At 50.5% G+C, this 21,925-nt stretch carries 22 protein-coding genes; 14 read left to right on the forward strand and 8 right to left on the reverse strand.

All coding sequences use genetic code 11. The annotated features are described in order from the left end of the window. Nucleotides 1-92 precede the first annotated feature (92 nt). Both E2B99_RS09510 and E2B99_RS09515 read left to right on the forward strand, forming a co-directional pair. Nucleotides 93-518: a MarR family winged helix-turn-helix transcriptional regulator gene (locus E2B99_RS09510; RefSeq protein ID WP_134244741.1), complete on the forward strand. Its 426-nt coding sequence runs from the start codon at nt 93-95 to the stop codon at nt 516-518. A 4-nt stretch (nt 519-522) separates the two neighbouring features. Next, complete coding sequence (locus tag E2B99_RS09515) at nt 523-1,425, forward strand: alpha/beta hydrolase family protein (RefSeq protein ID WP_134244742.1); 903 nt, start codon at nt 523-525, stop codon at nt 1,423-1,425. Here E2B99_RS09515 and E2B99_RS09520 read toward each other — a convergent pair. The 3 genes from E2B99_RS09520 to ppc all read right to left on the reverse strand — a co-directional run bounded on the left by E2B99_RS09520 (nt 1,379) and on the right by ppc (nt 5,153). Beyond that, nucleotides 1,379-1,777 (reverse strand): hypothetical protein, encoded by a 399-nt coding sequence (locus E2B99_RS09520; protein WP_134244743.1) that lies wholly within the window; start codon nt 1,775-1,777, stop codon nt 1,379-1,381. The two genes, E2B99_RS09515 and E2B99_RS09520, sit on opposite strands and share 47 nt — an antisense overlap. A gap of 40 nt (nt 1,778-1,817) precedes the next feature. Then, nucleotides 1,818-2,222 carry a DUF4259 domain-containing protein gene (locus tag E2B99_RS09525; protein ID WP_134244744.1) on the reverse strand — a complete coding sequence of 135 codons (405 nt, stop codon included), beginning with the start codon at nt 2,220-2,222 and terminating at the stop codon, nt 1,818-1,820. A 93-nt stretch (nt 2,223-2,315) separates the two neighbouring features. Then, on the reverse strand, nt 2,316-5,153 hold the full coding sequence (gene ppc / locus E2B99_RS09530; protein WP_134244745.1) for a phosphoenolpyruvate carboxylase: 2,838 nt from the start codon (nt 5,151-5,153) through the stop codon (nt 2,316-2,318). A gap of 275 nt (nt 5,154-5,428) precedes the next feature. Here ppc and E2B99_RS09535 point away from each other — a divergent pair, with 275 nt between their 5' ends. Genes E2B99_RS09535 through E2B99_RS09540 form a run of 3 tightly spaced genes read left to right on the forward strand, consistent with a single transcriptional unit; the run spans nt 5,429 to nt 6,226 of the window. Further along, a complete protein-coding gene (locus E2B99_RS09535; protein ID WP_134244746.1) occupies nt 5,429-5,758 on the forward strand; it encodes a hypothetical protein in 330 nt (109 codons plus the stop codon). Nucleotides 5,759-5,801: 43 nt separating this feature from the next. Next, a complete protein-coding gene (locus tag E2B99_RS14615) occupies nt 5,802-5,948 on the forward strand; it encodes a hypothetical protein (RefSeq protein WP_166739030.1) in 147 nt (48 codons plus the stop codon). Nucleotides 5,949-5,959: 11 nt separating this feature from the next. Further along, the gene (locus tag E2B99_RS09540; protein ID WP_134244747.1) at nt 5,960-6,226 is read left to right on the forward strand and encodes a hypothetical protein; all 267 of its coding nucleotides are present in this window, start codon (nt 5,960-5,962) and stop codon (nt 6,224-6,226) included. Between the two features lie 19 nt (nt 6,227-6,245). Here the strand turns inward: E2B99_RS09540 and E2B99_RS09545 are convergent, their stop codons facing one another. Further along, the gene (locus E2B99_RS09545) at nt 6,246-6,878 is read right to left on the reverse strand and encodes a TetR/AcrR family transcriptional regulator (protein ID WP_134244748.1); all 633 of its coding nucleotides are present in this window, start codon (nt 6,876-6,878) and stop codon (nt 6,246-6,248) included. A gap of 169 nt (nt 6,879-7,047) precedes the next feature. Between E2B99_RS09545 and E2B99_RS09550 the strand changes: the two genes are divergently transcribed. The 5 genes from E2B99_RS09550 (at nt 7,048) to E2B99_RS09570 (ending at nt 13,079) form a co-directional block, all read left to right on the forward strand. Continuing rightward, a complete protein-coding gene (locus tag E2B99_RS09550) occupies nt 7,048-8,223 on the forward strand; it encodes an efflux RND transporter periplasmic adaptor subunit (RefSeq protein WP_430981472.1) in 1,176 nt (391 codons plus the stop codon). A 3-nt stretch (nt 8,224-8,226) separates the two neighbouring features. Continuing rightward, complete coding sequence (locus E2B99_RS09555; RefSeq protein WP_134244749.1) at nt 8,227-11,397, forward strand: efflux RND transporter permease subunit; 3,171 nt, start codon at nt 8,227-8,229, stop codon at nt 11,395-11,397. Nucleotides 11,398-11,532: 135 nt separating this feature from the next. Beyond that, entirely contained in the window at nt 11,533-11,949 is a 417-nt protein-coding gene (locus E2B99_RS09560; protein ID WP_134244750.1) for a DUF1810 domain-containing protein, read from the forward strand. 218 nt (nt 11,950-12,167) lie between these two features. Further along, complete coding sequence (locus E2B99_RS09565) at nt 12,168-12,539, forward strand: hypothetical protein (RefSeq protein ID WP_134244751.1); 372 nt, start codon at nt 12,168-12,170, stop codon at nt 12,537-12,539. Nucleotides 12,540-12,644: 105 nt separating this feature from the next. Continuing rightward, nucleotides 12,645-13,079: an MgtC/SapB family protein gene (locus E2B99_RS09570; protein WP_134244752.1), complete on the forward strand. Its 435-nt coding sequence runs from the start codon at nt 12,645-12,647 to the stop codon at nt 13,077-13,079. A 50-nt stretch (nt 13,080-13,129) separates the two neighbouring features. Here E2B99_RS09570 and E2B99_RS09575 read toward each other — a convergent pair whose 3' ends face one another. Further along, nucleotides 13,130-14,446 carry a PQQ-dependent sugar dehydrogenase gene (locus tag E2B99_RS09575; RefSeq protein ID WP_134244753.1) on the reverse strand — a complete coding sequence of 439 codons (1,317 nt, stop codon included), beginning with the start codon at nt 14,444-14,446 and terminating at the stop codon, nt 13,130-13,132. 371 nt (nt 14,447-14,817) lie between these two features. Between E2B99_RS09575 and dnaJ the strand changes: the two genes are divergently transcribed. The 4 genes from dnaJ (at nt 14,818) to E2B99_RS09595 (ending at nt 18,919) form a co-directional block, all read left to right on the forward strand. After that, complete coding sequence (gene dnaJ, locus E2B99_RS09580; protein ID WP_134244754.1) at nt 14,818-15,927, forward strand: molecular chaperone DnaJ; 1,110 nt, start codon at nt 14,818-14,820, stop codon at nt 15,925-15,927. Nucleotides 15,928-16,170: 243 nt separating this feature from the next. Further along, nucleotides 16,171-16,983, forward strand: coding sequence for a 4-hydroxy-tetrahydrodipicolinate reductase (dapB, locus tag E2B99_RS09585; protein WP_134244755.1), 813 nt, complete (start codon nt 16,171-16,173; stop codon nt 16,981-16,983). 54 nt (nt 16,984-17,037) lie between these two features. Continuing rightward, the gene (locus E2B99_RS09590; RefSeq protein ID WP_134244756.1) at nt 17,038-17,736 is read left to right on the forward strand and encodes an START domain-containing protein; all 699 of its coding nucleotides are present in this window, start codon (nt 17,038-17,040) and stop codon (nt 17,734-17,736) included. 70 nt (nt 17,737-17,806) lie between these two features. Beyond that, complete coding sequence (locus tag E2B99_RS09595) at nt 17,807-18,919, forward strand: S1 family serine peptidase (RefSeq protein WP_134244757.1); 1,113 nt, start codon at nt 17,807-17,809, stop codon at nt 18,917-18,919. Between the two features lie 142 nt (nt 18,920-19,061). Here the strand turns inward: E2B99_RS09595 and ahr are convergent, their stop codons facing one another. From ahr to E2B99_RS09610, 3 genes are read right to left on the reverse strand one after another with little or no spacing between them, the layout of a single operon-like run. After that, nucleotides 19,062-20,081 (reverse strand): NADPH-dependent aldehyde reductase Ahr, encoded by a 1,020-nt coding sequence (gene ahr / locus E2B99_RS09600; RefSeq protein WP_134244758.1) that lies wholly within the window; start codon nt 20,079-20,081, stop codon nt 19,062-19,064. A 26-nt stretch (nt 20,082-20,107) separates the two neighbouring features. Further along, nucleotides 20,108-20,707 (reverse strand): DNA-3-methyladenine glycosylase I, encoded by a 600-nt coding sequence (locus E2B99_RS09605; protein ID WP_134244759.1) that lies wholly within the window; start codon nt 20,705-20,707, stop codon nt 20,108-20,110. 52 nt (nt 20,708-20,759) lie between these two features. Beyond that, nucleotides 20,760-21,899, reverse strand: a complete 1,140-nt coding sequence (locus E2B99_RS09610; protein WP_134244760.1) for a sterol desaturase family protein — start codon at nt 21,897-21,899, stop codon at nt 20,760-20,762. Between the last annotated feature and the right edge of the window lie 26 nt (nt 21,900-21,925).

The following is a 21,925-nucleotide window of genomic DNA, read 5'->3' on the forward strand; positions in this document are numbered from 1 at the left end:
GCAGCAGTCAATAAACATTTTTGATGATTTATTGCAGCAGTAGCCTAAATCCTTTAAATTAGTTCGCATATGAAATAAATAGTACCGCCAAGATGCGTCAGAAACCGTTTTTCATTTTCCTGCTTAACAGCAGCCAGCGTCGATTGCAACGCTGGATTGAGTCACATCGGAAGCCGGATTTTCAGGTATCGGCAGCACAGGCCGGCGTATTGTTTGTGCTGGAAAAACAGGATGGCGCACTGGCTGGTGATATTGCCCAGACGCTGGATCTGGTGCCGTCAGCCGTGTCTGGCCTGATTGACCGGATGCAACGCCAACAACTGCTGGAGCGCAAAAAATGTCCTGAGGATGGCCGCGCTACCCGCTTGTGGCTCACACCCTTGGGCAGAGACCAGCTGACGTTATTCAAGGCCCAGCTTATGGCTCTTAATCTTCGGCTCACGCAAGGGTTTACCAGCGATGAGCTGGCTATTGTTGAACGCTGGCTCCACCATATCCGGCAGGAATTTCAGGATTAATTCAATGAACAAACCTAGTACTCCTCAAGCTGTCCAAATCATTGCTGAAGATGGCTATGCACTGTCTGGCCATTTTTTTAAGACCGAAGACGCCCAGCAAAAACGGCCTGTCCTGCTGTGCCCGGCCACCGGAATTGTGCAGCAGTTTTATTTCAGGTTTTGTGAGTGGTTAAGTCAGCAAGGTCATGCGGTGCTGGTGTTTGATTTTCGCGGGATTGGCCAGTCGCTGCATGAGCCAGTGAAATACAGCAACGCCCGTATTCAGGACTGGGGTCAGCTGGATATTCCTGCCGCACTGGACTGGCTTACCCTGCATACGGGTCAGCAGCAAGTAATTCTAATCGGCCATAGTGCTGGTGGTCAGCTCACTGGGCTGGTACGCAATCACCAGAAAATTGCACAGGTAATTGCCATTGCTGGCTCGACAGGCCATGTTAAAGGCTTAAGCGGCAAAACCAAATGGCTGGCTCCGGTATTGTTTAATGTCTATATGCCATTAAATATCCGGTTATACGGGCATGCCAACAACAAGAAAATTGGCTGGGGCGAAAACCTGCCCAAAGGCGTGGCGCGCCAGTGGGCAGAATGGTGCAGCAAGCCGGGTTATGTGGCCAATGCATTGGGCAAAAGTGTTGACCAGCATTATCACGCAGAAATTCGCTGTCCAGTAACGGCCATTCATGCCAGTGATGATGAAATTGCCACCCGGGCTAATGTAGCGGACTTGTTACGCTTGTATCCGAATGCAGCACAACGCACTATTTGCCTTGAGCCAGCCACGGAAGGCTTTGGGCACATTGGTCATATGGATTTATTTAGAAGTTCACACCAGCGTTTATGGCCTGTAGTGCTGGATGCCATTATTCATTCGCGTTCCGAATCTCAACCGCATGCTGACAGTCTTTAGAAGACGCATAAGCAAAAACGGACAGTTGATCTGTTTTAAGGACAATAGCATCGAGTTCAGCCCCAAAAGCATTTTGTGACACTGAACATTTAAACTGTTTTAAGTGAAAATCTCTAACGGGCTGGCAGCTTGCTTCAACTGTGCCTTCTGTAAAACCAATAAGCGTGTTCAGGTCTAAGTTCGCACAGCTATGATTTAAAGTGCTGACTGTATTGGAATGAACCTGTTCAGCTATTTCAGATTTCACTTTATTATTATCAGACAATTCGGCTGGTGCATCATGGTTGGTTTTTGCACAGCTACTTAATAGCAGACTGACCACTGCACCTGCCAGCACGATTAATTTTGTCATGAACAATCTCAAGTTATTATTTTAGGCTGCGATTTAATCATTAGTCTTGCAGCCGGGCAATCATGCCTTCCACATTGGCACGCCAGTTGGGATATTCCATGTTGTTTTCCTGCCAGAGTTCATTGAGTTCTGACTGGCCAGACAGAACAATTTTAAGCCCTGCCAGCACTACCGGCTTGAACTCATTCACACTGTCCCTGTTTTGCTGTTCCAGCCATTGCTCAAAAGCTTCGTCATTGTGCTCATACACTGTGCTATTGAGCAGGGCATCCAGAATTACCCCGGCAATAATGATTTGATGCGCGCGGTCATATTCCAGATATTCTTCATCGTCTTCAGTGAGAATCACCTGCTGGAGAAAATCTGCTGCTGTGCTGTCAATGGCTTCTTGCACGGTATCCAGTGCAGTGTCATCCTCAAAAATTCCAGTGCCCCATGCGCCCATATCATTCTCCTCTCATGAAATTTTAGTCTATAAAACCATTATAAATCATTTGATTGCATGCATTAAGTCTAGCTGGTTTTAACGTCTGCTAGGTTAACCTGTGTTGCGCAGGCCTGCGGCAATGCCAGCAATGGTGACCATTAACGCATGGTCGTAGGTACTGTCGTCATGCTCGCGGCGGCGCTGCATCAGTTCTGCCTGCAACAAATGCAGCGGTAAAATATACGGCGTGCGTACATTAATCGAACGCTTGAGCATGGATTCATGCTGCAACAGGGCGGGCTGGTTAATGACCTCCAGCAGCGTTTGGGTGGCGCTGTCCAGCCTGCGCCGCAATTCCTTGCCCAGATCAATCAACTGCGCATCATGGGTTAAGCGCGATTCATAATAGGCTGCAATGGCCGGGTCTGCCTTGGCCAGCACCATTTCCAGCATGTCGAGCAGGGTTTGAAAATAAGGCCAGTGCTGCATCATGTCGTCAATGGTAGTGCGCTGGCCTTCTGTCAGAGCCGTGCGCAAGGCACGTCCGGTTCCAAGCCAGGCAGGTAACATTAGGCGCACCTGAGTCCAGGCAAATACCCACGGAATGGCCCGCAGCGATTCAATGCCACCGCTCACCTTACGGCGTGCCGGACGCGAGCCTAGTGGTAGCATTTGCAGTTCCAGCTCTGGTGTCACAGTGCGCAGGTATTGAATAAAGACCGGATTTTCCCGCACGGTTTGCCGATAGGTGCCAACTGCCACTTTGGTCATGCTGTCCATCAGGGCACGCCACTCCGGCTTGGGCGCTGGTGGTGGCAGCAGGGTAGCTTCCAGCGTGGCACTGGCATACAGCTCCAGATTGCGCAGGGCAATGCCTTGCATGCCAAACTTGAAGCGGATCATTTCGCCCTGTTCGGTCACACGGATTTTGCCTTTGACCGAACCCGGTGGCTGTGACAGTAGGGCCTGATAGGTGGGCGCCCCGCCCCGGCTAATCGATCCGCCGCGACCGTGAAACAGGGTCAGCTGGATGCCATGCTGTTCGGCCACTTGGGTGAGTTGTTCCTGCGCACGGTACTGCGCCCAGTTGGCAGCCAGAAAACCAGCATCCTTGGCGGAATCCGAATAGCCAATCATGATCTCTTGTTTAGCTTCTTGCCGCCCTTGTCCATCACTGACGGTAATGGCCTGCTTATACCAGTCAATTTCCAGCAATTGTTGCAAGCTGCTGGCGGCATTGTTCAGGTCTTTTAAGGTTTCAAACAGCGGCACCACACGCAAGGGTCTTGGCATTTCAGCTTCTTTTTGCAGCAGCATCACTGCCAGCACATCACTGGGGTATTCTGCCATTGAAATCACATAAGCCCCTAGCGAGTGATGTGGCTGACGAGCCAGCATGTCAAAGGTGGCCAATACTTCCTGCACATTGTCCGACCAGCCACTATGCGATTGATGCACATGTAAATCATGTGGCAGCAATGGGCGCGGGTTATTGAGTTCCTGCAATAAAAACTGCTGGCGTCGGGCTTCATCCCACTCCAGATAGGAACCCAGTTTTAAATATTCAGTAATGGCATTGAGGGCTTCACGATGGCGGCCGGATTCCTGCCGTACATCCAGCTTGAGCAATTCAATGCCAAAGCAGGCCACCCGGCGGATCAAATCCAGCAGCTCGCCATTGGCGACATCCTGCATGTTGCAATCCACCAGCGACTGGTAGCACAGCAGCAAGGGTTGCATCAGTTCATCGGTATTATGGTAAACCGCGCTACTAGCAATAGCTGCACTGCCAATGGCTGAGCTATTGCTGGACAGATCAGAAAAACTACGGTTTGTACCCTGATCTACACGCTGCTCTGCACCGCGAATCTGGGCATGCAGCCAGTTGCGGGTATGTTCCAGCCGGGTGCGGACGGTGCGCAAAATATCACGGTAGGGTTCACGGGAACGTTCACCCACCACCTCGCGTAAGGCTGCATTGCAGTCTTCCATTGATAAATCCCAGCGCAGGGCATCCACATCGCGCCAGTACAAATCAGCGGCCTGCCAGCGTGCCAGTAGCAGGACTTCCTGCGTCACCTGATGGGTCACATTGGGGTTGCCATCGCGGTCACCACCCATCCATGAGGCAAACCGCACGGGGGCATGGGTCAGCGGCAAATGCCTGCCCGTGTGTTGCAGTACCACTGCATCCAGTTCACGCATAAACTGCGGAATGCTAAACCACAGAGTTTGTTCAATCGCAGTAAAGCCCCATTTGGCTTCATCCACGGGGGTGGGTTTGTGACTGCGGATTTCATCAGTGTGCCACGCTGCAATAATCTGGCGCTTAAGCCGATCTAGCACCGCCTGTTTTTCCTGCACGGTTAACTGTTGCTGATCCAGAATTTGCAAGCATTCGGCAATCTCATCATATTTTTGAATCAGGGTACGGCGGCTGATTTCAGTGGGATGCGCGGTCAGCACCAGTTCAATATCCAGTTCCAGCACGGTTTGCCATAGCTGGTCGGGCGTACAATTGGCCGCCAGCAAACGTGGAATCAACTCTTGTAGTGACCCAGCCTGCGGTGGTGTGTCTTTACGGCTTTGCCAGTCACGGCGGCGGCGCACCCGGTGATACTGCTCGGCAATGTTGGCAAAGTTTAAAAACTGGGTAAATGCCCGCGCCACTGGCAACAGTTCCTGTTCAGTTAAATTGGACAGCACGGCATCAAGCTGGTTTTTGGCTTGTTCATCACCATCGCGGGTTTGCTTGGCCAGATGCCGGATTTGTTCGACTTTTTCAAATAATGCCTGCCCAACCTGCTGCTTGAGGGTATCACCCAGCAAATTACCCAGCAGGCGCACATCATCACGCAGGGGCGCGTGCGGATCGGTTTGCTCACCGGATTGTGAATCGGCGCTGATTTGACAGGCGTGGCAATCAGCAGGGTCATTGGCGTTAAACATAGGCACTCCGGCAATCAGAACTTTCAAACCACTTGGACGCATCTGCTTTGAATATATGCCAGTTTTAGGCCAGCTTAAGTTTTTAATTGCAAATTATTTTTACCAGCCTTGGCACAGCATAGCCATTAGCCAGAATCAGCAGCCAGACATTAATTCTGTCTGTCTTTTTTAGGACAAATAAGACAAATCTAACTTTTTAGAGTAATTACTCTAGATTTTAAGTATAAATTGGATTATTTTAAATTAGAGCAATTACTCTAATTAGTAGATAACTTATGATGAATAACAACAATGAAAATACCATACACAATACGGCGCCACTGGGAAGCTATGTATGGACAAGATCCAGTAATGGCCGTTTAAGCTTGAAGGAAAAACAGGCCTTAATTCGTCGTGCCTTGCTCCCCAGCATGACGCAGTTTTTAAGGACGATGCTGCATCTGGATCAGCCCAAAGTTGACCTGACCCTACAAAACATTGAGGTGCCGGATAACCGTTTTTTCAGGGAAGCCATTCGTGAGCTGGAAGGTTGTGCCACGCCCGCACTTATTGGCCATTCATGGCGAACCTATTATTGGGGTGCGGCGCTGGGTCAGATTGAATAGCTTGGCTTTGATCCTGAAAGCCTGCTGATTGGCTGCCTGTTTCATGACCTTGGTTTTACGGAAGCACATGCCCAATCCCATGCCGGGCCGCATTGTGGCTGTTTTACGCTGGCGAGTGCCGAAGCTGCAAAAACATGGAGCCAGAACGTCAATTATCCAGCAGAAAAAGCTGAGGCAGTGGCGGACATGATTTGCCTGCACATGAATGCACATCTGGATGAACATGACAGTGTGGAAAGCCGCTTACTACAACAGGGTGCAGCCTGTGATGTGATTGGTGCGCGGTTTTATCGATTGAACAAAACATATCGGCAAGATGTATTACGCCAACACCCCCGGCAAGGCTTTAACCAGCAATTTAGCCAACTGATTGCACAGGAAGCAGCACGCAATCCGCATTCTCGCGCAGCATTGCTCAAGCAATTGGGCCTGCCACTGATGATCCGGCTGAATCCGTTTAGTGAATGAACGCTAAAATGAGTAATGGCTAGCAACGATAAGCCCGCACAAAAAAGGCAATATTGTCCTGTGCCAGTTGTTGTTGTTGCTGTTCACTGGGCGCAGCTTCAATATCAAACAGCACGCGCATGTGGCGGTGTCCACAAAACAGGCTTAAAAAATGCTCAGCGGCTTGCAGGCTGTTGGCAATGCTTAACTTGCGCTGGGAATGGGCCTGTTCCAGCAAGCGGGTCATGTGGCTGAGCACCCGCGTTGGCCCAGCGGCAAAAAACTTGTGCACCAGCGTGGGGTTATGCTGGGTCATACTGCACATCAGGCGGTGCAGTTCCAGCCCTTCCTTGCTGTAAATAATCGACTGAAAACGCAGGGCAATGCGGTTTAGAGCAGTTTCAATCGCCATGTCGGTTTTTAAGTCAAAATCCAGTGCAGGCAACTGGTTTTCACAGTGATTTTCCACTGCAGCAATAAACAGGGTTTCCTTGTCATTAAAGTGCTTATACACCGTGAGCTTGGATACTCCGGCGGCCAGGGCAATGCTATCCATGCTGCTGCCTTCATAGCCCAGTTCCAGAAACAGGCATTTGGCAGCATCCAGAATGGATTGCCGTTTGGCCATATCCTTTGGCCGGCCCGGCGTGGCCGTATGACGTAAATCGCTCATGCGCAACAGCTTGTCTAACCTGACGTAGATTGCATCAATTGTACCTGATTTATACTCTTAAATTACTATACTGATTGGTTTACTTTATTTTATAAACTCATTAGTATAAAAATTAGCAAAATTGACAAAAGAATACCAAAACATGCGTGACCACATCAAATTTGGGGCAATGAATCATACTGGGGAACAGCAGGTGCGCCGTTTGGCAACACATTTGCTGATCATGCTGGCAATGGCTTTGGCCGCCGGGCTTAGTGCTTGCCAGAAAGCCGATCCACCACCAGCACCCTTGCGTGCCGTGATGGTGGCGCAACCGTTGAGCAGCAATAGCGGTCAAAGCAGCTATTCCGGTGAAGTCCGGGCACGGCAGGAAGCAGACCTGTCATTCCGGGTGGCCGGCAAGGTGACCCAGCGGCTGGTGGAAGTGGGTGACCAGGTGCGCAGCGGGCAGGCACTGGCGGTACTCGACTCCACTGATGCCAACCTGCAACTGGGTGCGGCTCGCGCGCAACTGGACAGCGCGTTATCGGTTGAGCGTACGGCCAAAGGCGAACTGGAACGCTATCGCCAGTTGTTGCCTGCCAATGCCATTAGCCGCTCGCAGTTTGACCAGATTGAAAACCAGTACAAAACCGCACGCAGTAATGTGCAGCAGGCGCAGGCCAATTTAAATGTGGTCAGCAATCAGGCCAGTTATTCCACGTTATATGCAAATAAAAGCGGCGTGGTGGTGAGCCGCAGCATTGAAACCGGACAGGTGGTGAGTGCCGGGCAACCCGTCTACCGTCTGGCGCTGGATGGCGAACGTGAAGTGCTAATTGGCGTGCCGGAACAAATGATTGAACAGTTTAAGCCACGCCAGCCAGTGCAGGTGTCGTTATGGTCAAATCCACAGCAATTGCTACCCGCCTATGTACGTGAAATTTCCCCGGCTGCCGATGCCTCGCGTACCTTTGCAGTACGGGTTGCCTTTGCCAATGCAGGCGCACCCGTCAAGATTGGCCAGAGTGCGCGGGTTTTGGTCACCAATCCCGCCACCAATGCAACCTTGCAAGTGCCACTGGCAGCAGTCACAGCCGAGCAGCAGCAAAGCTATGTGTTGGTCGTCAATCCAGCCAATTCAACCTTAATGAAAAAACCGGTACGCATTGGTGCTTATGGCCGTGATAGTGTGCCGGTGCTGGCTGGTTTAAGCCCACAGGATTGGGTGGTAATTGGCGGCGTGCATTTGTTGCAACCGGGCCAGAAAGTTCGCGCGGTGAATCGCAATAACCAGCCTGTGTTTCAACAAAATGCGCAGTCAATGCCTCAGACTGCATCATCAATTACGGCCAAAAAGGACTAGATCATGCGTTTTAATCTGTCCGAATGGGCCTTAAACAACCGGGCCTTAGTACTGTTTTTTATGATTCTGTTGGCCCTGATTGGCTTTGTGTCGTACAGCAAGCTGGGACAAAGTGAAGACCCGCCCTTTACCTTTAAGGTGATGGTGATCCAAACCTACTGGCCGGGTGCCACCGCTGAGCAGGTGTCATTGCAGGTGACTGACCGCATTGAAAAAAAGCTGATGGAAACCGGGGAATACGACAAGATTATTGCCTATTCACGGCCTGGCGAATCGATGATTACCTTTATGGCGCGTGATTCCATGCGTTCCAAGGATATTCCCGACCTATGGTACAACGTGCGCAAAAAGGTGGGTGACATCAAGCAAACCCTACCGGTTGGCGTGCAGGGCCCATATTTTAATGATGAGTTTGGCGATACCTTTGGCAATATTTATGTGCTCACTGGTAAGGATTTTGACTATGCCGTGCTGAAGGAATATGCGGATCGCCTGCAATTGCAGCTCCAGCGCGTTAAGGATGTGGGTAAGGTTGATCTGGTTGGCTTGCAGGATGAAAAAATCTGGATTGAGCTGTCCAACACCAAAGCCGTGAGTCTGGGCTTGCCTTTAAGTGCCGTGCAGCAAGCGCTGGAAGCCCAAAACGCCATTGTACCCGCCGGGTATTTTGAAACGCCAACCGATCGCATTCAACTGCGGGTGAGTGGCCAGTTCAAGTCGCTCGATGACATTAAAAACATGCCGATTTATGTGGCAGGCCGCAGCATTCGTCTGATTGACGTGGCTGAGGTATACCGCGGTTTTAGCGAGCCAGCACAGCCACGTATGCGCTTTATGGGCGACAACGGCATTGGCATTGCGGTGGCCATGAAAAAGGGCGGTGATATTCTGGCACTGGGCCAAAATCTGGAAACTGAGTTTGCCCGCTTGCAGGACACCTTACCGGCTGGCATGACCTTGAGCAAGGTATCCGACCAGCCTGCCGCGGTAAAGGAAAGCGTGGGCGAATTTGTGCGGGTACTGGCTGAAGCCGTCATTATTGTGCTGATTGTCAGCTTTTTTTCGCTAGGGTTTCGCACCGGACTGGTGGTGGCATTTTCCATTCCGCTGGTGCTGGCCATGACCTTTGCCGTCATGAATTATTTTGATGTGGGCCTGCATAAAATTTCCCTTGGTGCGCTGGTACTGGCGCTGGGCTTGCTGGTGGATGATGCCATTATTGCCGTGGAAATGATGGCGATTAAAATGGAGCAGGGCTTTAGCCGTATTAAAGCCGCCGGCTTTATGTGGCAAAGCACGGCATTTCCCATGCTGACCGGAACACTAATTACCGCGGCGGGTTTTTTGCCGATTGCAACGGCACAGTCTGGCACCGGGGAATATACCCGTTCCATTTTTGAAGTGGTGACCATTGCCTTGCTGGTCTCGTGGGTGGCTGCCGTGATGTTTGTGCCTTACTTGGGTGACAAGCTGCTGCCTGATTTAAGCCAAATGCAGCATCAGGCGCCGTGGTATCAGCGCCTGTGGTTAAGGTTTAAGCACAAAAACCGGTCTTCTGTCTCTACTTCAATTCCAGCAGATCAGGTGATTAATCCATCGGCCACTGCAATAGAGCACGACCCGCATGATCCCTATGCTACCCGTTTTTACCAGCAGTTCCGTCGTCTGGTGCAATGGTGCGTGCGTTATCGCAAAACCGTGATTGGCATTACCGTGGCGGCATTTATTGGCTCAATCATGCTATTTGGGCTGGTACAACAGCAATTTTTCCCGCCTTCCAACCGGCTGGAAATCATGGTGGATTTAAAACTGGCCGAAGGGGCGTCCTTAAAAGCCACGGAAAGCCAAGTGGCGCGCCTTGAAAAAATGCTCAAAGGCCATCCGGGCATTGAAAACTATGTGGCGTATGTAGGCACCGGTTCACCGCGTTTTTATTTGCCGCTAGACCAGCAGTTGCCACAAGCCAGCTTTGCCCAGTTTGTGGTGCTGGCCAAAAGCATTGAAGACCGCGATGCCTTGCGCCAATGGCTGATCAAGACCTTGAATCAACAATTCCCCGAGGTGCGCAACCGGGTATCTTTGCTGGAAAATGGCCCGCCTGTCGGCTATCCGGTACAGTTCCGGGTGTCCGGTGAAGACATGCAGCAGGTACGCCAGATTGCCCGTCAGGTGGCAGCCAAGATTGGTGAAAATCCCAATGTGACCAATGTGCATCTGGACTGGCAGGAACCCAGCAAGATCATTTATCTGGACATTGATCAGGATCGCGCACGGGCACTGGGTGTAGACAGCAGCACGCTGGCACAATTTTTACAAAGTTCCATTAGCGGTATGGACATTAGCCAATATCGTGAAAAACGCGAGCTAATTCAAATTCGCATCCGTGGTGCCGAACGTGAGCGGGCACAGGTAGAAAATCTGGCCAGCCTTGCCGTGCCCAGCAGCAATGGCGGCAGCGTGCCTTTGGCACAAATTGCCAACCTGCGCTATGGCTTTGAGGAAGGCATTATCTGGCATCGCAACCGTTTGCCTACGGTGACCGTGCGTGCGGATATTCGCACCAATAAGCAACCCGTGACACTGGTCAACCAGATTTCACCCACGCTGGATGGCATTCGCCAGCAATTGCCCAGTGGCTATTTACTGGATGTAGGTGGAACGGTAGAAGATTCTGCCCGTGGCCAGGCTTCAGTGAATGCCGGGATGCCATTATTTCTGGTGGTGGTAATGACCTTGCTGATGCTGCAATTGCGCAGTATGTCACGCACGCTAATTGTGATGCTTACCGCCCCGCTGGGCCTGATTGGCGTGGTGCTGTTTTTACTGCTGCTCAACAAGCCGTTTGGCTTTGTGGCGATGCTGGGCACCATTGCCTTGTCCGGCATGATTATGCGTAACTCGCTGATTTTAATTGACCAGATTGAGCAGGACATCAGCAGTGGCCTGAGTCCGTGGCAGGCCATTACTGAAGCAACCGTGCGGCGTTTTCGGCCCATTGTGCTCACGGCACTGGCAGCGGTGCTGGCCATGATTCCACTATCACGTAGCATTTTCTTTGGGCCAATGGCAGTGGCGATTATGGGCGGATTAATTGTCGCTACCGCATTAACCCTGCTGTTCCTGCCTGCACTGTATGCCGCGTGGTTTAAGGTCAAACCGCCTCAAGTCAGCTAATTTGACCACAGTGGTGAAGATCAGGCCGTGCCATAAGCTGGTTGAAATATAGGGCAAGCTTATGGCACAACGGCTAATAGCAAAACAGTAAGTGGCAAAACACCTGATCATACCGCACAGTGTAGGAAAAAACTGATGACAGACTCATTGAACCGCTTTGTGGAAGCACAGGATGCCAGTTATGAAATGGCCCTGCGTGAAATTCAAAATGGCCGCAAGCAATCGCACTGGATGTGGTATATCTTTCCGCAACTGCGCGGCCTTGGCCACAGTTCCACGTCGGTTTACTTTGGCATCCGTGACCGCGCCGAGGCACAGGACTATCTGAACCATCCTGTACTCGGCCCCCGCTTGCAACAAATCACCAAGGCCGTGCTGGATTCAGGTCAGTCGGTACTTTCCCTGTTTGGTAGTATTGATGCATTAAAGTTTTCATCCTGTATGACCCTGTTTGCCGCTATTACCGATGAAAACTCAGTATTTGCCGAGGCACTGTCGCGGATCACTGCCACTGATCAAAAAACCTTGAAAATGCTTCACCTCACGGACTAACTAAAGACTAACTAATGCACCGCAGGTTTATTTTTTAATGCTGTCTGATGCAGTAAGGAGTTTTGATATACTCAGCGGCTGACATGGCCTACACATGGCTATCAGGGAAGAGTTAGAAATAGCCAGTAGATAATTTTGCCTAGTTTACTATCTGGATTTTACGATTTTTGTAATAATCAGGCGTTGGGCTAAAAATACCGGGGTGGAAAAGGAACAATATGGCCGCGCGACCAGCATTTTCACAGCAGCAGTGGGTAGGGATCAATTATGGCCTGATGTTGCTGTCGGTGCTTTTAGGGTTTGGCGTACTGATTGCGCTATGGAGCAGTCATCACTTTTTAAACCAGAGTCAGGATGTCTGGCTACGTTCCCATCATTTGTGGATTATGCGCAGTTGTGTAGGTTTGTTAGCCCTGGTGGTATTTGCGGCGTTGTTTTTATTGCCATTGTTCTGGTTGCCAGTGACACAGGGCATAGGTTTTTACAGCGCCATTACCGCAGCGAGTATGGGGGGATTGGCCACATTGTGGCTAATCTATCGTAGCGTAAAAGGTTTACTGTACTGGAGCAAAGGTAAAGTAATTTACTAAAAATGCATAATTATTGGTTCAATGAGCTTCTCTGTAAGGTGCTTGTAAGTGTTATAGATCATAAGTTGAATAATCCTTAAACCAATTTAGAGCAGTAAAGGCCACATGTTTGAATTTGATTTTAACTTAACGTTAATGGCCTATCATCTTTTTCAACTGGGCATTGCGTTTGTGTTGTCATTGCCTATTGCCCTGAATCGCGAAATGAAAGATAGTGGCGCCGGACTTAGAACATTTCCACTGGTCACCATTGCATCGTGTGCATTTATGCTGGTTGGCAGGGATATGTACCAAGGGTCAGATGCTGAGGCCAGAGTGATGTACGCTATTATCACTGGCATGGGTTTTATTGGTGGCGGTGCAATTTTTAAAAGTGAGGCGGGGGTAAAAGGGACTGCAACGGCTGCCAGCTTATGGAACACAGGCGCAATTGGCATTTCGGTTGCTTACGGTCGTTATGAAATTGCAGTAATCTTGTCCATGGTGAGTTTTCTGATTCTTCACTTCTCGGAGCGGTTCAAGGCAAAAGACAAGCCATAACAGGTTTTGCCATGGCTTGCCCATCATCCATTAAACCCCTGCAACTACATTCAGCTTGCTGGTGACACACGCCACACCACATCACCCACGTCATCAGCCACTAGAATCGCGCCAGCCTTGTCTACAACCACACCCACTGGACGGCCCATGGCGTCGCCTTTGGCATTAACAAAGCCACTCAGTACATCTTGCGGTTTACCAGCGGGCTGACCATTCTGGAACGGCACAAACACCACCTTGTAACCACTGCGCGGTTTGCGGTTCCACGAGCCATGCTGGCCAATCAATACGCCATTTTTATATTGCGGCATTAAATCCGCCTGATAAAAGCTTAAGCCCAGAGATGCAGTATGGTTACCCAGTGCATAGTCCGGCTTTAAGGCGCGCGCCACCAGCTCCGGATTTTGTGGCTTTACCCGGGCATCCACATGCTGGCCATAGTAGCTATACGGCCAGCCATAAAAACCGCCATCCTTAACCGACGTCATATAGTCCGGCACCAAATCACTGCCAATTTCATCGCGCTCATTTACCGCAGTCCAGAGTGCGCCAGTTTGTGGTTGCCAGTCCATGCCATTGGGATTGCGTAATCCAGTGGCAAAAGGACGTACCTTGCCACTGGCAATATCAAATTCCAGAATGCGCGCGCGATCCTGTTCATTGTCCAGCCCTTTTTCAGCGGCATTACTGTTGGAGCCAACCGTAATATACAGCTTGCTACCATCGGCACTGGCAATCACATTCTTGGTCCAGTGATGGTTAATTGGCCCAGCAGGTAAATTTAGCACCTTGGTGCCCGTTGTATTAATGCTGGTAGCACCCGGCTGATAAGGAAAGCTGACCACAGCATCGGTATTGGCTACATACAGCGTGTTGCCGATTAGCGTCATGCCAAATGGCGAATTCAGGTTTTTCAAAAATACGGTGTGCTGGTCGGCAACTCCATCGCCATTGGTGTCACGCAGCAGGCTAATCTGGTTGGCGCTGGGATGGGATGAACCCGCACGTTTCATCACCAGTGTCATGATTTTGCCTTTAATGCCCTTGCTGTCTTCCGGCTTGGGCGGGGCATCGGTTTCAGCCACCAGTACGTCGCCATTGGGTAGCACATACAGCCAGCGCGGATGAATCAGGCCACCCGCAAATTTTTGTACTTTTAATCCACTGGCTGCAACGGGCATGGTATTGGCAGGCCAACCCTTGGCTGGTGCAATGTGTACCGTGGGGAGCAAGTTTTTCTGTGGCGCGGGCAATACGGGATTAGAACCATAGCTGGCATCAATGGGCAGGTTGGCTTTGTGGCCGCAGCCGGTCAGGCACAGGAGTCCTGCAATGGCTAGTATGGAAAATTTCAAGGACATAGACATCGGATCAACTCCAGTCAGTATCGGTTAAAAGGCCTCAAGCGGTAGGGTTTAAAACCTTTCCGCTTAAAAAAACGGGTTTAGTCTGTCTACGGCAGTAACCTTAGCAGTGACATTTGTGGCCTAATGGTTTGTTATGGATTTACTGTAGGCCAATGGACAAAAATCACTGTCATTGTCCTGTTCAAACAAGTTGCTGATTGGTTACAGCAAGCGCTTCATTTCACATTGGTTTTTCTTTGTACGGTGGCAGTTTTTTAGCCGGGCACGCATTCGCCGCATTTTTTATGAAAAATAGTGCTTGCAAAAACAGCACATTGCCCCAAGATTAGCCGCAATTGTTTAATTGATTTTGGTTAGGAGTTATGCCAGCCATGGCAAAGAGAGACTACTACGAGGTTTTAGGGTTATCCAAAGGTGCAGGCGAGGACGAAATTAAAAAGGCCTATCGCAAGCTGGCCATGAAATATCATCCGGACCGTAATCCTGATAACAAGGACGCTGAGGAAAAATTCAAGGAAGCTTCGGAAGCCTACGAAGTCTTGTCCGATAGCGACAAGCGTTCTGCCTACGACCGCATGGGACACAGTGCCTTTGAAGGCATGGGTGGCTTTGGCGGTGGTGGCGGCTTTAACGCACAGGATATCTTTAGCCAGTTTGGTGATATTTTTGGCGACATGTTTGGTGGCCGTGGCGGTGGTGGCCAGCGTCAGCGCCGTGGGGCAGACCTGCGTTATGTGCTGGAACTGACCCTGGAAGAAGCGGTTAAGGGTGTGAAAAAAACCATCAGCTTTACAGCACCAGCAGCCTGTGAAGCCTGTAATGGTAAAGGTTCTAAAAACCCTGAAGATGTCACCACCTGCCAAACCTGTCATGGTTCGGGTCAGGTGCGCATGCAGCAGGGTTTCTTTTCAGTTCAGCAAACCTGTCATACCTGTCAGGGTCGTGGCAAGATTGTCAAAAATCCGTGTAATGTCTGCCATGGTGCAGGCGTGGCCGAACGCAAGCGCACGCTGGAAGTCAGTATTCCCGCCGGTGTAGACAATGGTGACCGCGTTCGCCTGACCGGTGAGGGTGAAGCAGGCGGTGCGGGTGTTCAGCCTGGCGATTTGTATGTCGAAGTGGTGGTGCGCGAGCATGCGGTATTCCAGCGTGATGGTGCCGACCTGTATATGGATGTGCCGATTAGCTTTACCGATGCAGCGCTGGGCAAGGAAGTGGAAATTCCAACGCTTGATGGTCGCGTGAGCCTGAAGATTCCTGAAGGCACCCAGACTGGCAAACTGTTCCGTCTGCGTGGCAAGGGCGTAAAACCCGTACGTACCAGCATGGTGGGTGATTTACTGTGCCGCGTGGTAGTGGAAACTCCGGTGAATCTAACCAGCCGCCAGAAAGAACTGTTACAGGAACTGCAAGCCACACTGGATGGTGATGACCAGCAATCGCCCAAGAAAAAATCATTTTTTGAGCGCCTGTTTGATTAATCACTGATTTGACCAAAAAGGACATCAAAAAGCCTGCTGATTGAAAGCAGGCTTTTTTATGTCCTTTTTATGAGATAAAAATGGCAAAAACCAGAATTTGCAGGCAAATCTGTAGCTTGCTCCAAAATTGCTCTATAGTAGTGTGTTCAGATTATGGGGTCATTGATCATTAAGACCCTTTCACCCGTTAACCCGGTTATTATTTGATTTTTGCATTCGGTAATTAGGGCATTAGGAGTACGCATGGCAACTTCACCACGCATTGGGATTTTGGGCGCAGGTGGCCGTATGGGCCGCATGCTGATTCAGGCAGTGCATCAGGCAGGCTATCCGCTTGCTGCAGCAGTCGAGCGCCCCGGTAGCTCACTGATTGGCACTGATGCGGGTGAACTGGCAGGCGTCGGCAAGCTGGACGTGCAGGTGGCCGCCAGTCTGGAAGAGGTGATTCACCAGTGTGATGTGGTAATTGATTTTTCCACGCCACAAGCCACCGAAACCCACTTGCAGATTTGCCGTGATGCAAAGGTTGCTATTGTCATTGGCACCACAGGCTTATCTGATGTACAAAAGCAGCTGGTGAGTGACACCGCGCAGCATATTCCTGTGGTGTATTCCGGCAACTACTCGGTGGGCGTGAATGTATCCCTTAAAATGCTGGAACTGGCGGCCAAAGCCTTCGGTGAAACCGTGGATATTGAAATCATTGAAGCCCATCACCGCCATAAAGTGGATGCACCCTCCGGTACGGCTTATATGATGGGTGAAACCGTGGCTAACGCGCTGGGACGTAACCTCAAAGACGTTGCGGTTTACGGACGTGAAGGTCATACTGGGCCACGCGAGCGCCAGACCATTGGTTTTGAAACCATCCGGGGTGGCGATATTGTGGGTGAACACACGGTGATGTTTATTGGTGAAGGCGAGCGGGTTGAGGTCAAGCATCTGGCCACCAACCGCATGAACTTTGCCAGTGGCGCAGTGCGTGCAGCCGCCTGGGTGATTCAGCAACCGGTTGCGCGCTATGACATGCAGGATGTATTGTCATTAAAAAATTAAGGGCACAACAACGAAAACTCAGCCGTATACGCTGATCAGGCAGGATATTTACATATGAAAAACACCGTCAGCGGGTCTACTGCGCGCAAGCTGTGCTATGCCATTGGGCTAAGCCTGCTTACCCTGGGGACAGGTCACGCAGCAGCCGACATGTCCAAAGCAAAACTGGCCATCAATAAAAACGGGGTGAAGGTCTGGACTTATCAGCTACCGGATAATCCCGCCTTTAACTACCGCGCTACTACCGTCATTAATGCCAATGTCACCAGTATTGCTGCCATGATTCTGGATACCGACTATCTGGTTCAGTGGGTGCCGTATGTCAGTGCAGTGAATGTGGTGGATCGTAATGAGGCGCAAAACAGTTTTGTCATTCGTATGCAGCTGGATTTTCCGTTTCCCTTGCAGGACCGTGACCTGTTGATTCAGGGCAAAATCAGTCAGGCCAGTGACGGCACAGTGACTATTAAAAACAAGGCAATTAATGATAACCGGGTTCCACCGCGCCATAATGTGGTTCGCCTAACCCATTATGAAGGGGACTGGACCCTGAAACCTCTGGGACCTGCCAAAACAGAAGTATCCACCACAGGTTATGGAGATCCGGGCGGGGTGATTCCGCTGGCTGTGGCCAATATGTTTGTACAGCAGCAGCCGTACCAGATGCTGGGCCGCATGAAGGACTATGTCAAAAACAGCCGTTATCAGAATGCACAGCTCAGCATGGTTAAAGACCCGTACGCCAAAAAATAACAAATCATCTACCCGGCATTAAAACTCCGGGTAGAGCTTCTCTTGATTGACAGAAATTTTCAGACCCATAATGCGTTGTCTTATGGTGCAGGCAGGCATTCCCTTGAAAAAAATTAATCCTTACTGGTCTGGCATGATCGCCAGCGTGTTTTTCAGCTTGCCTGTGCCAGTACAGGCCAATACAGCCATCAATACCGTGGCCACAGAAACCCAAAATATCATTATTGCCAAACCGACTGTGGTCAATGGAACAACAGCCAGCAGTACACAGGTGCCGTGGCAGGTTGCCCTGTTTGCACAAAACGCTGATGGACAGGCTGCCTATATTTGTTCCGGTACCCTGATTAATGCACAGTGGGTAGTCACAGCCGCGCATTGCTTTAATCCGCAGACGCTTGAGCAGCAGCTAATTACTGATCATTATGTGGTCGCAGGAACAGTAGACCTTGATCAGATTAACAGCCCAGCCACCCAGGTGATCCGGGTGAGTCGGCAGATTATTCATCCCGGTTATGATGCCGGGGTTAATCTGGACAAGGACATTGCCCTGTTGAAGCTGTCAGAACCCGTTGATTTACAGGCCTGTGGCCTGCGTTGTGACACAATTAACTGGCTACAGCCCGCACAGGCCAGCCAGTATACAGCGCTGGGCAGCCTGGCTCAGGTGGCAGGCTGGGGTGAAACCGTGGTAACCGCCAGTAATGGCACACAGGAAACGCTGTATCCCTCACGCTTGCAGGTAGGGCAGCTTAAGATTGTCAACTGTGGTAGCAGTCGCTATCTCTACAATAACAAGAGCTGGCCTGTGACAAACAACATGATGTGTGCCAGCGGGGCAGACCAGCAAGACCCTGCGGACACCTGCGCGGGTGACAGTGGCTCAGGTTTGGTGGTAAATATCCGTTCAGGTCAGCCTTTGCTGGCGGGTATTACCAGCTGGGGTGAAGACACGCCTTGCGGTGAGCGCATCTTGCCCGGCGTGTATACCCGGGTTGCCAATTATGCCAGCTGGATTTTAAGTTATGTGGATCCGCTTGCATATCAGCAGCAACAGGAACAGCAGCAGGCGCAACAGTTAGCCAGTACTTCAGGTTCAGGCGGTGGTGGCAGTATTTCTGTGGGAATGTTGCTGGGCTTGGGTAGCTTAATGCTGATTCGGCGCAAATGGCTTGCCAGAAAATAACCTGTCTAAATTGGCTTTAAGAGAAACACTGCATTAGCCTATAAAATTCTGTGTAGTGATAACGTGTGAAAGCAATAAAATGGCCTGCTGAACCAGTTAAAGTTCGAGCAGGCCATTTGTTTTTAAGACATGATCAAAAAATTTATTCAAAATCCGCTTTAAGTACTACCCGGTAGCGGGCTTTTCCATCACGCAAATGCTGGATTGCCTCATTAATTTGTGACATGGGAAATACTTCAACCGTGGGTTCAACCTGCGTGCGGGCCGCAAAGCGCAGCAATTGGCGTAATGCCAGCGGCGAACCCGTCGGCGAACCCGTCACTGCTTTGGCGCCGCCAATCAAGACACCAGCAGGCACGGCTAAAGGCTCAAGCACCACGCCAACCGTATGAAACTTGCCTTCCGGTGCGAGGGCTGCAAAATAAGGCATCCAGTCCAGACTGACATTAATGGTATTAATAATCAGGTCAAACTGGCCGCGCAGGGCTTTGAGCTGGTCTTTATCACGGCTATTGATTACCTGATGCGCGCCCATGTCCAGAATTTCCTGGGTTTTATCCGGGCTGGAACTAAAGGCGGTCACTTCACAGCCCCATGCCTTGGCCAGCTTGATGGCAATGTGGCCCAAGCCACCAATGCCAATCACCCCAACCTTATGCACACCCTGAATATTATGGCGCAGCAAGGGATCAAACACGGTAATGCCGCCGCATAATAGCGGGCCAGCCACTTCCGGGTTTAAGTCATCCGGCACTGGAATGACCCATTGCCAGCCCGCGCGTACGGTTTCAGCAAAGCCCCCGGCATGGCCCACAATGGTGGCTGTGGTGCCATTCTGGCACAGCACCTGTTTGCCGCCTATACAGCAATCGCAATGCTGGCAGCTATCGGCAGTCCAGCCAATGCCCACCCGCTGGCCAACCTCTAGCCCACGGGCTTCACTGCCAAGCTGGGTGATCGTACCAATCACTTCATGCCCGGCAATCAGCGGATATTTGGCGCCGCCCCATTCATTGTCAATCATGGATAAATCCGAATGGCATACCCCGCAATATTCCACCTTGACTTCAACTTCGTGGGCTTTGAGTTCGCCGGCATCGTAGTCATAAGGTTGTAGGGGCTGGCCCGGTTCGAGAGCGGCATAGGTACGGATAATACTCATGCTGTGTTCCTTGCGTGAATAAAAAATTAATGGGTAGCCAGCAAACGGCTACTGCATCCGGCTTCATGGTCATTTACCAACCCTGCAGCCTGCATAAAGGCATAGCAGGTGGTTGGCCCGACAAACTTGAAACCGGCTTTTTTGAGTGCTTTTGACATTGCCAGACTGGCCGCGATTTGAACAGGGTTTTGTGTGTAATTCTGAAGAGCCTGTGGTTGTAGTTTTGCATTGACAAATGACCATAGCCATTCAACCATATTAAAGCCATGCTGCTCCATTGCCAGCCACGCCTGCGCATTTGCTACAATGGCATTGAGCTTGCCGGCATGGCGGATCAGACCGGGGTTTTGCAGATACTGGTTAATCTCAGCCTCACCAAGCTGTGCCACTTTTTCAGGCAAAAAATCAAAAAAGCACTGCCGATAACAGTCCCGTTTTTTCAGCACGGTAATCCATGAGAGGCCCGCTTGCTGGCCTTCCAGACACAGCATTTCAAACAACTGCTGGCGGTTATGGCTGGGCTTGCCCCATTCATGGTCATGGTAGTGCTGGTAGAGCGGGTTATTGCTGCACCAGCCACAGCGCTGAATGTCAGTTTCGCGGGCTTCGGTATAGGATGCTGTCATGGTTTAATCCTGTTGTTGTATTCATTAATAGTGATTAGTGCTATTTATAAGTTTAGGGTGCAGCTTTCTTTTTCTTGCGTTTTTTAAATGGATAAATCAGTTGATCGACAAAGCCTTCCGGCACTTTGGTGCTGGGCGTGGTGCCATAACGCTGTGGTAAATGGGCAGGCATGTGAGCAGTTTTAAAAATCACATCGTAAATTGGCAAAAAGGCTGCAAAATTTTTGTCGAGTGCTTCATCTTCCGAAGAGTGATGCCAGTGATGAAACTCGGGTGTGGCAATCATCCAGCGCAGGTATGGAAAGCGAAAGCGCACATTGGCATGGATAAAAATGGCATGAAAGGAAATAAAAATCAGGTAAGCATAGGTGGCTGCCGGGGAAAATCCTAAAAACAGCAACGGAATATAACCCACAAAACGGTTCAGGATCAGTTCAGCCACATGCACGCGACTGGACGCCAGCCAGTCCATTTGCAGTGAGGAGTGGTGCACGGCATGAATGCGCCAAAGCCGTGGCACCTTGTGCATGCTGCGGTGAATCCAGTAACTAAAAAAATCCACCACCAGCAGGATTTCAAGAAATTGTAATGCCAGTGGCTGGCTGCTGACCAGTTGATGCAGTCGCGGATTAATCCACTGGTTAAATAACACCTGTGCCGGAATAATGGTAAAAAAGGCCAGCAGCTGAATCCCCAGATGGCTAAACATAAAATACTTAAGGTCAGTCACCCAGCCTTTACGCAGGATTTTTTGCTGCTGATACTTGGCAAACATGCGTTCCATGGGAATAAACACCAGTGCCAGCACCAGCAGGGTTAAAATAAAGTAATCCAGCCCGGCATACACATTGCGTGCTTCATAAGGACTTCCTTCAATTTGCCCGCTGGCCAGCAAGGCCGCACAGGTATTCAAGAAAATGCCGCTCAGGCCCCACAGGCGGTTAGGATTGCGAAATACCGAGCACAGTCCTGCGATAAAGCCCACCCCAATGCCACTAAACAGCAGCACCTTGATGAGCAGCGGGTTATAAACGGAACGTAATTCCGGCATGGTGAGCAAATTGGGAAATAAAAAACAAAATGCAGTCAGGCAAGCCAGCAGCCCAAAACTAATGGCAATAAAGGCCGAGATTTTGCCATGGCCATAATTGAGTGGCTGGTCTTCCAGATGTTTGCGCAGCAGGTTCGTCATTATTATTCCAGGTTTTGGGTTTCTTG

This window comes from Alkanindiges illinoisensis (genome assembly GCF_004377485.1).
In the GTDB taxonomy this organism is placed as follows: domain Bacteria; phylum Pseudomonadota; class Gammaproteobacteria; order Pseudomonadales; family Moraxellaceae; genus Alkanindiges; species Alkanindiges illinoisensis_A.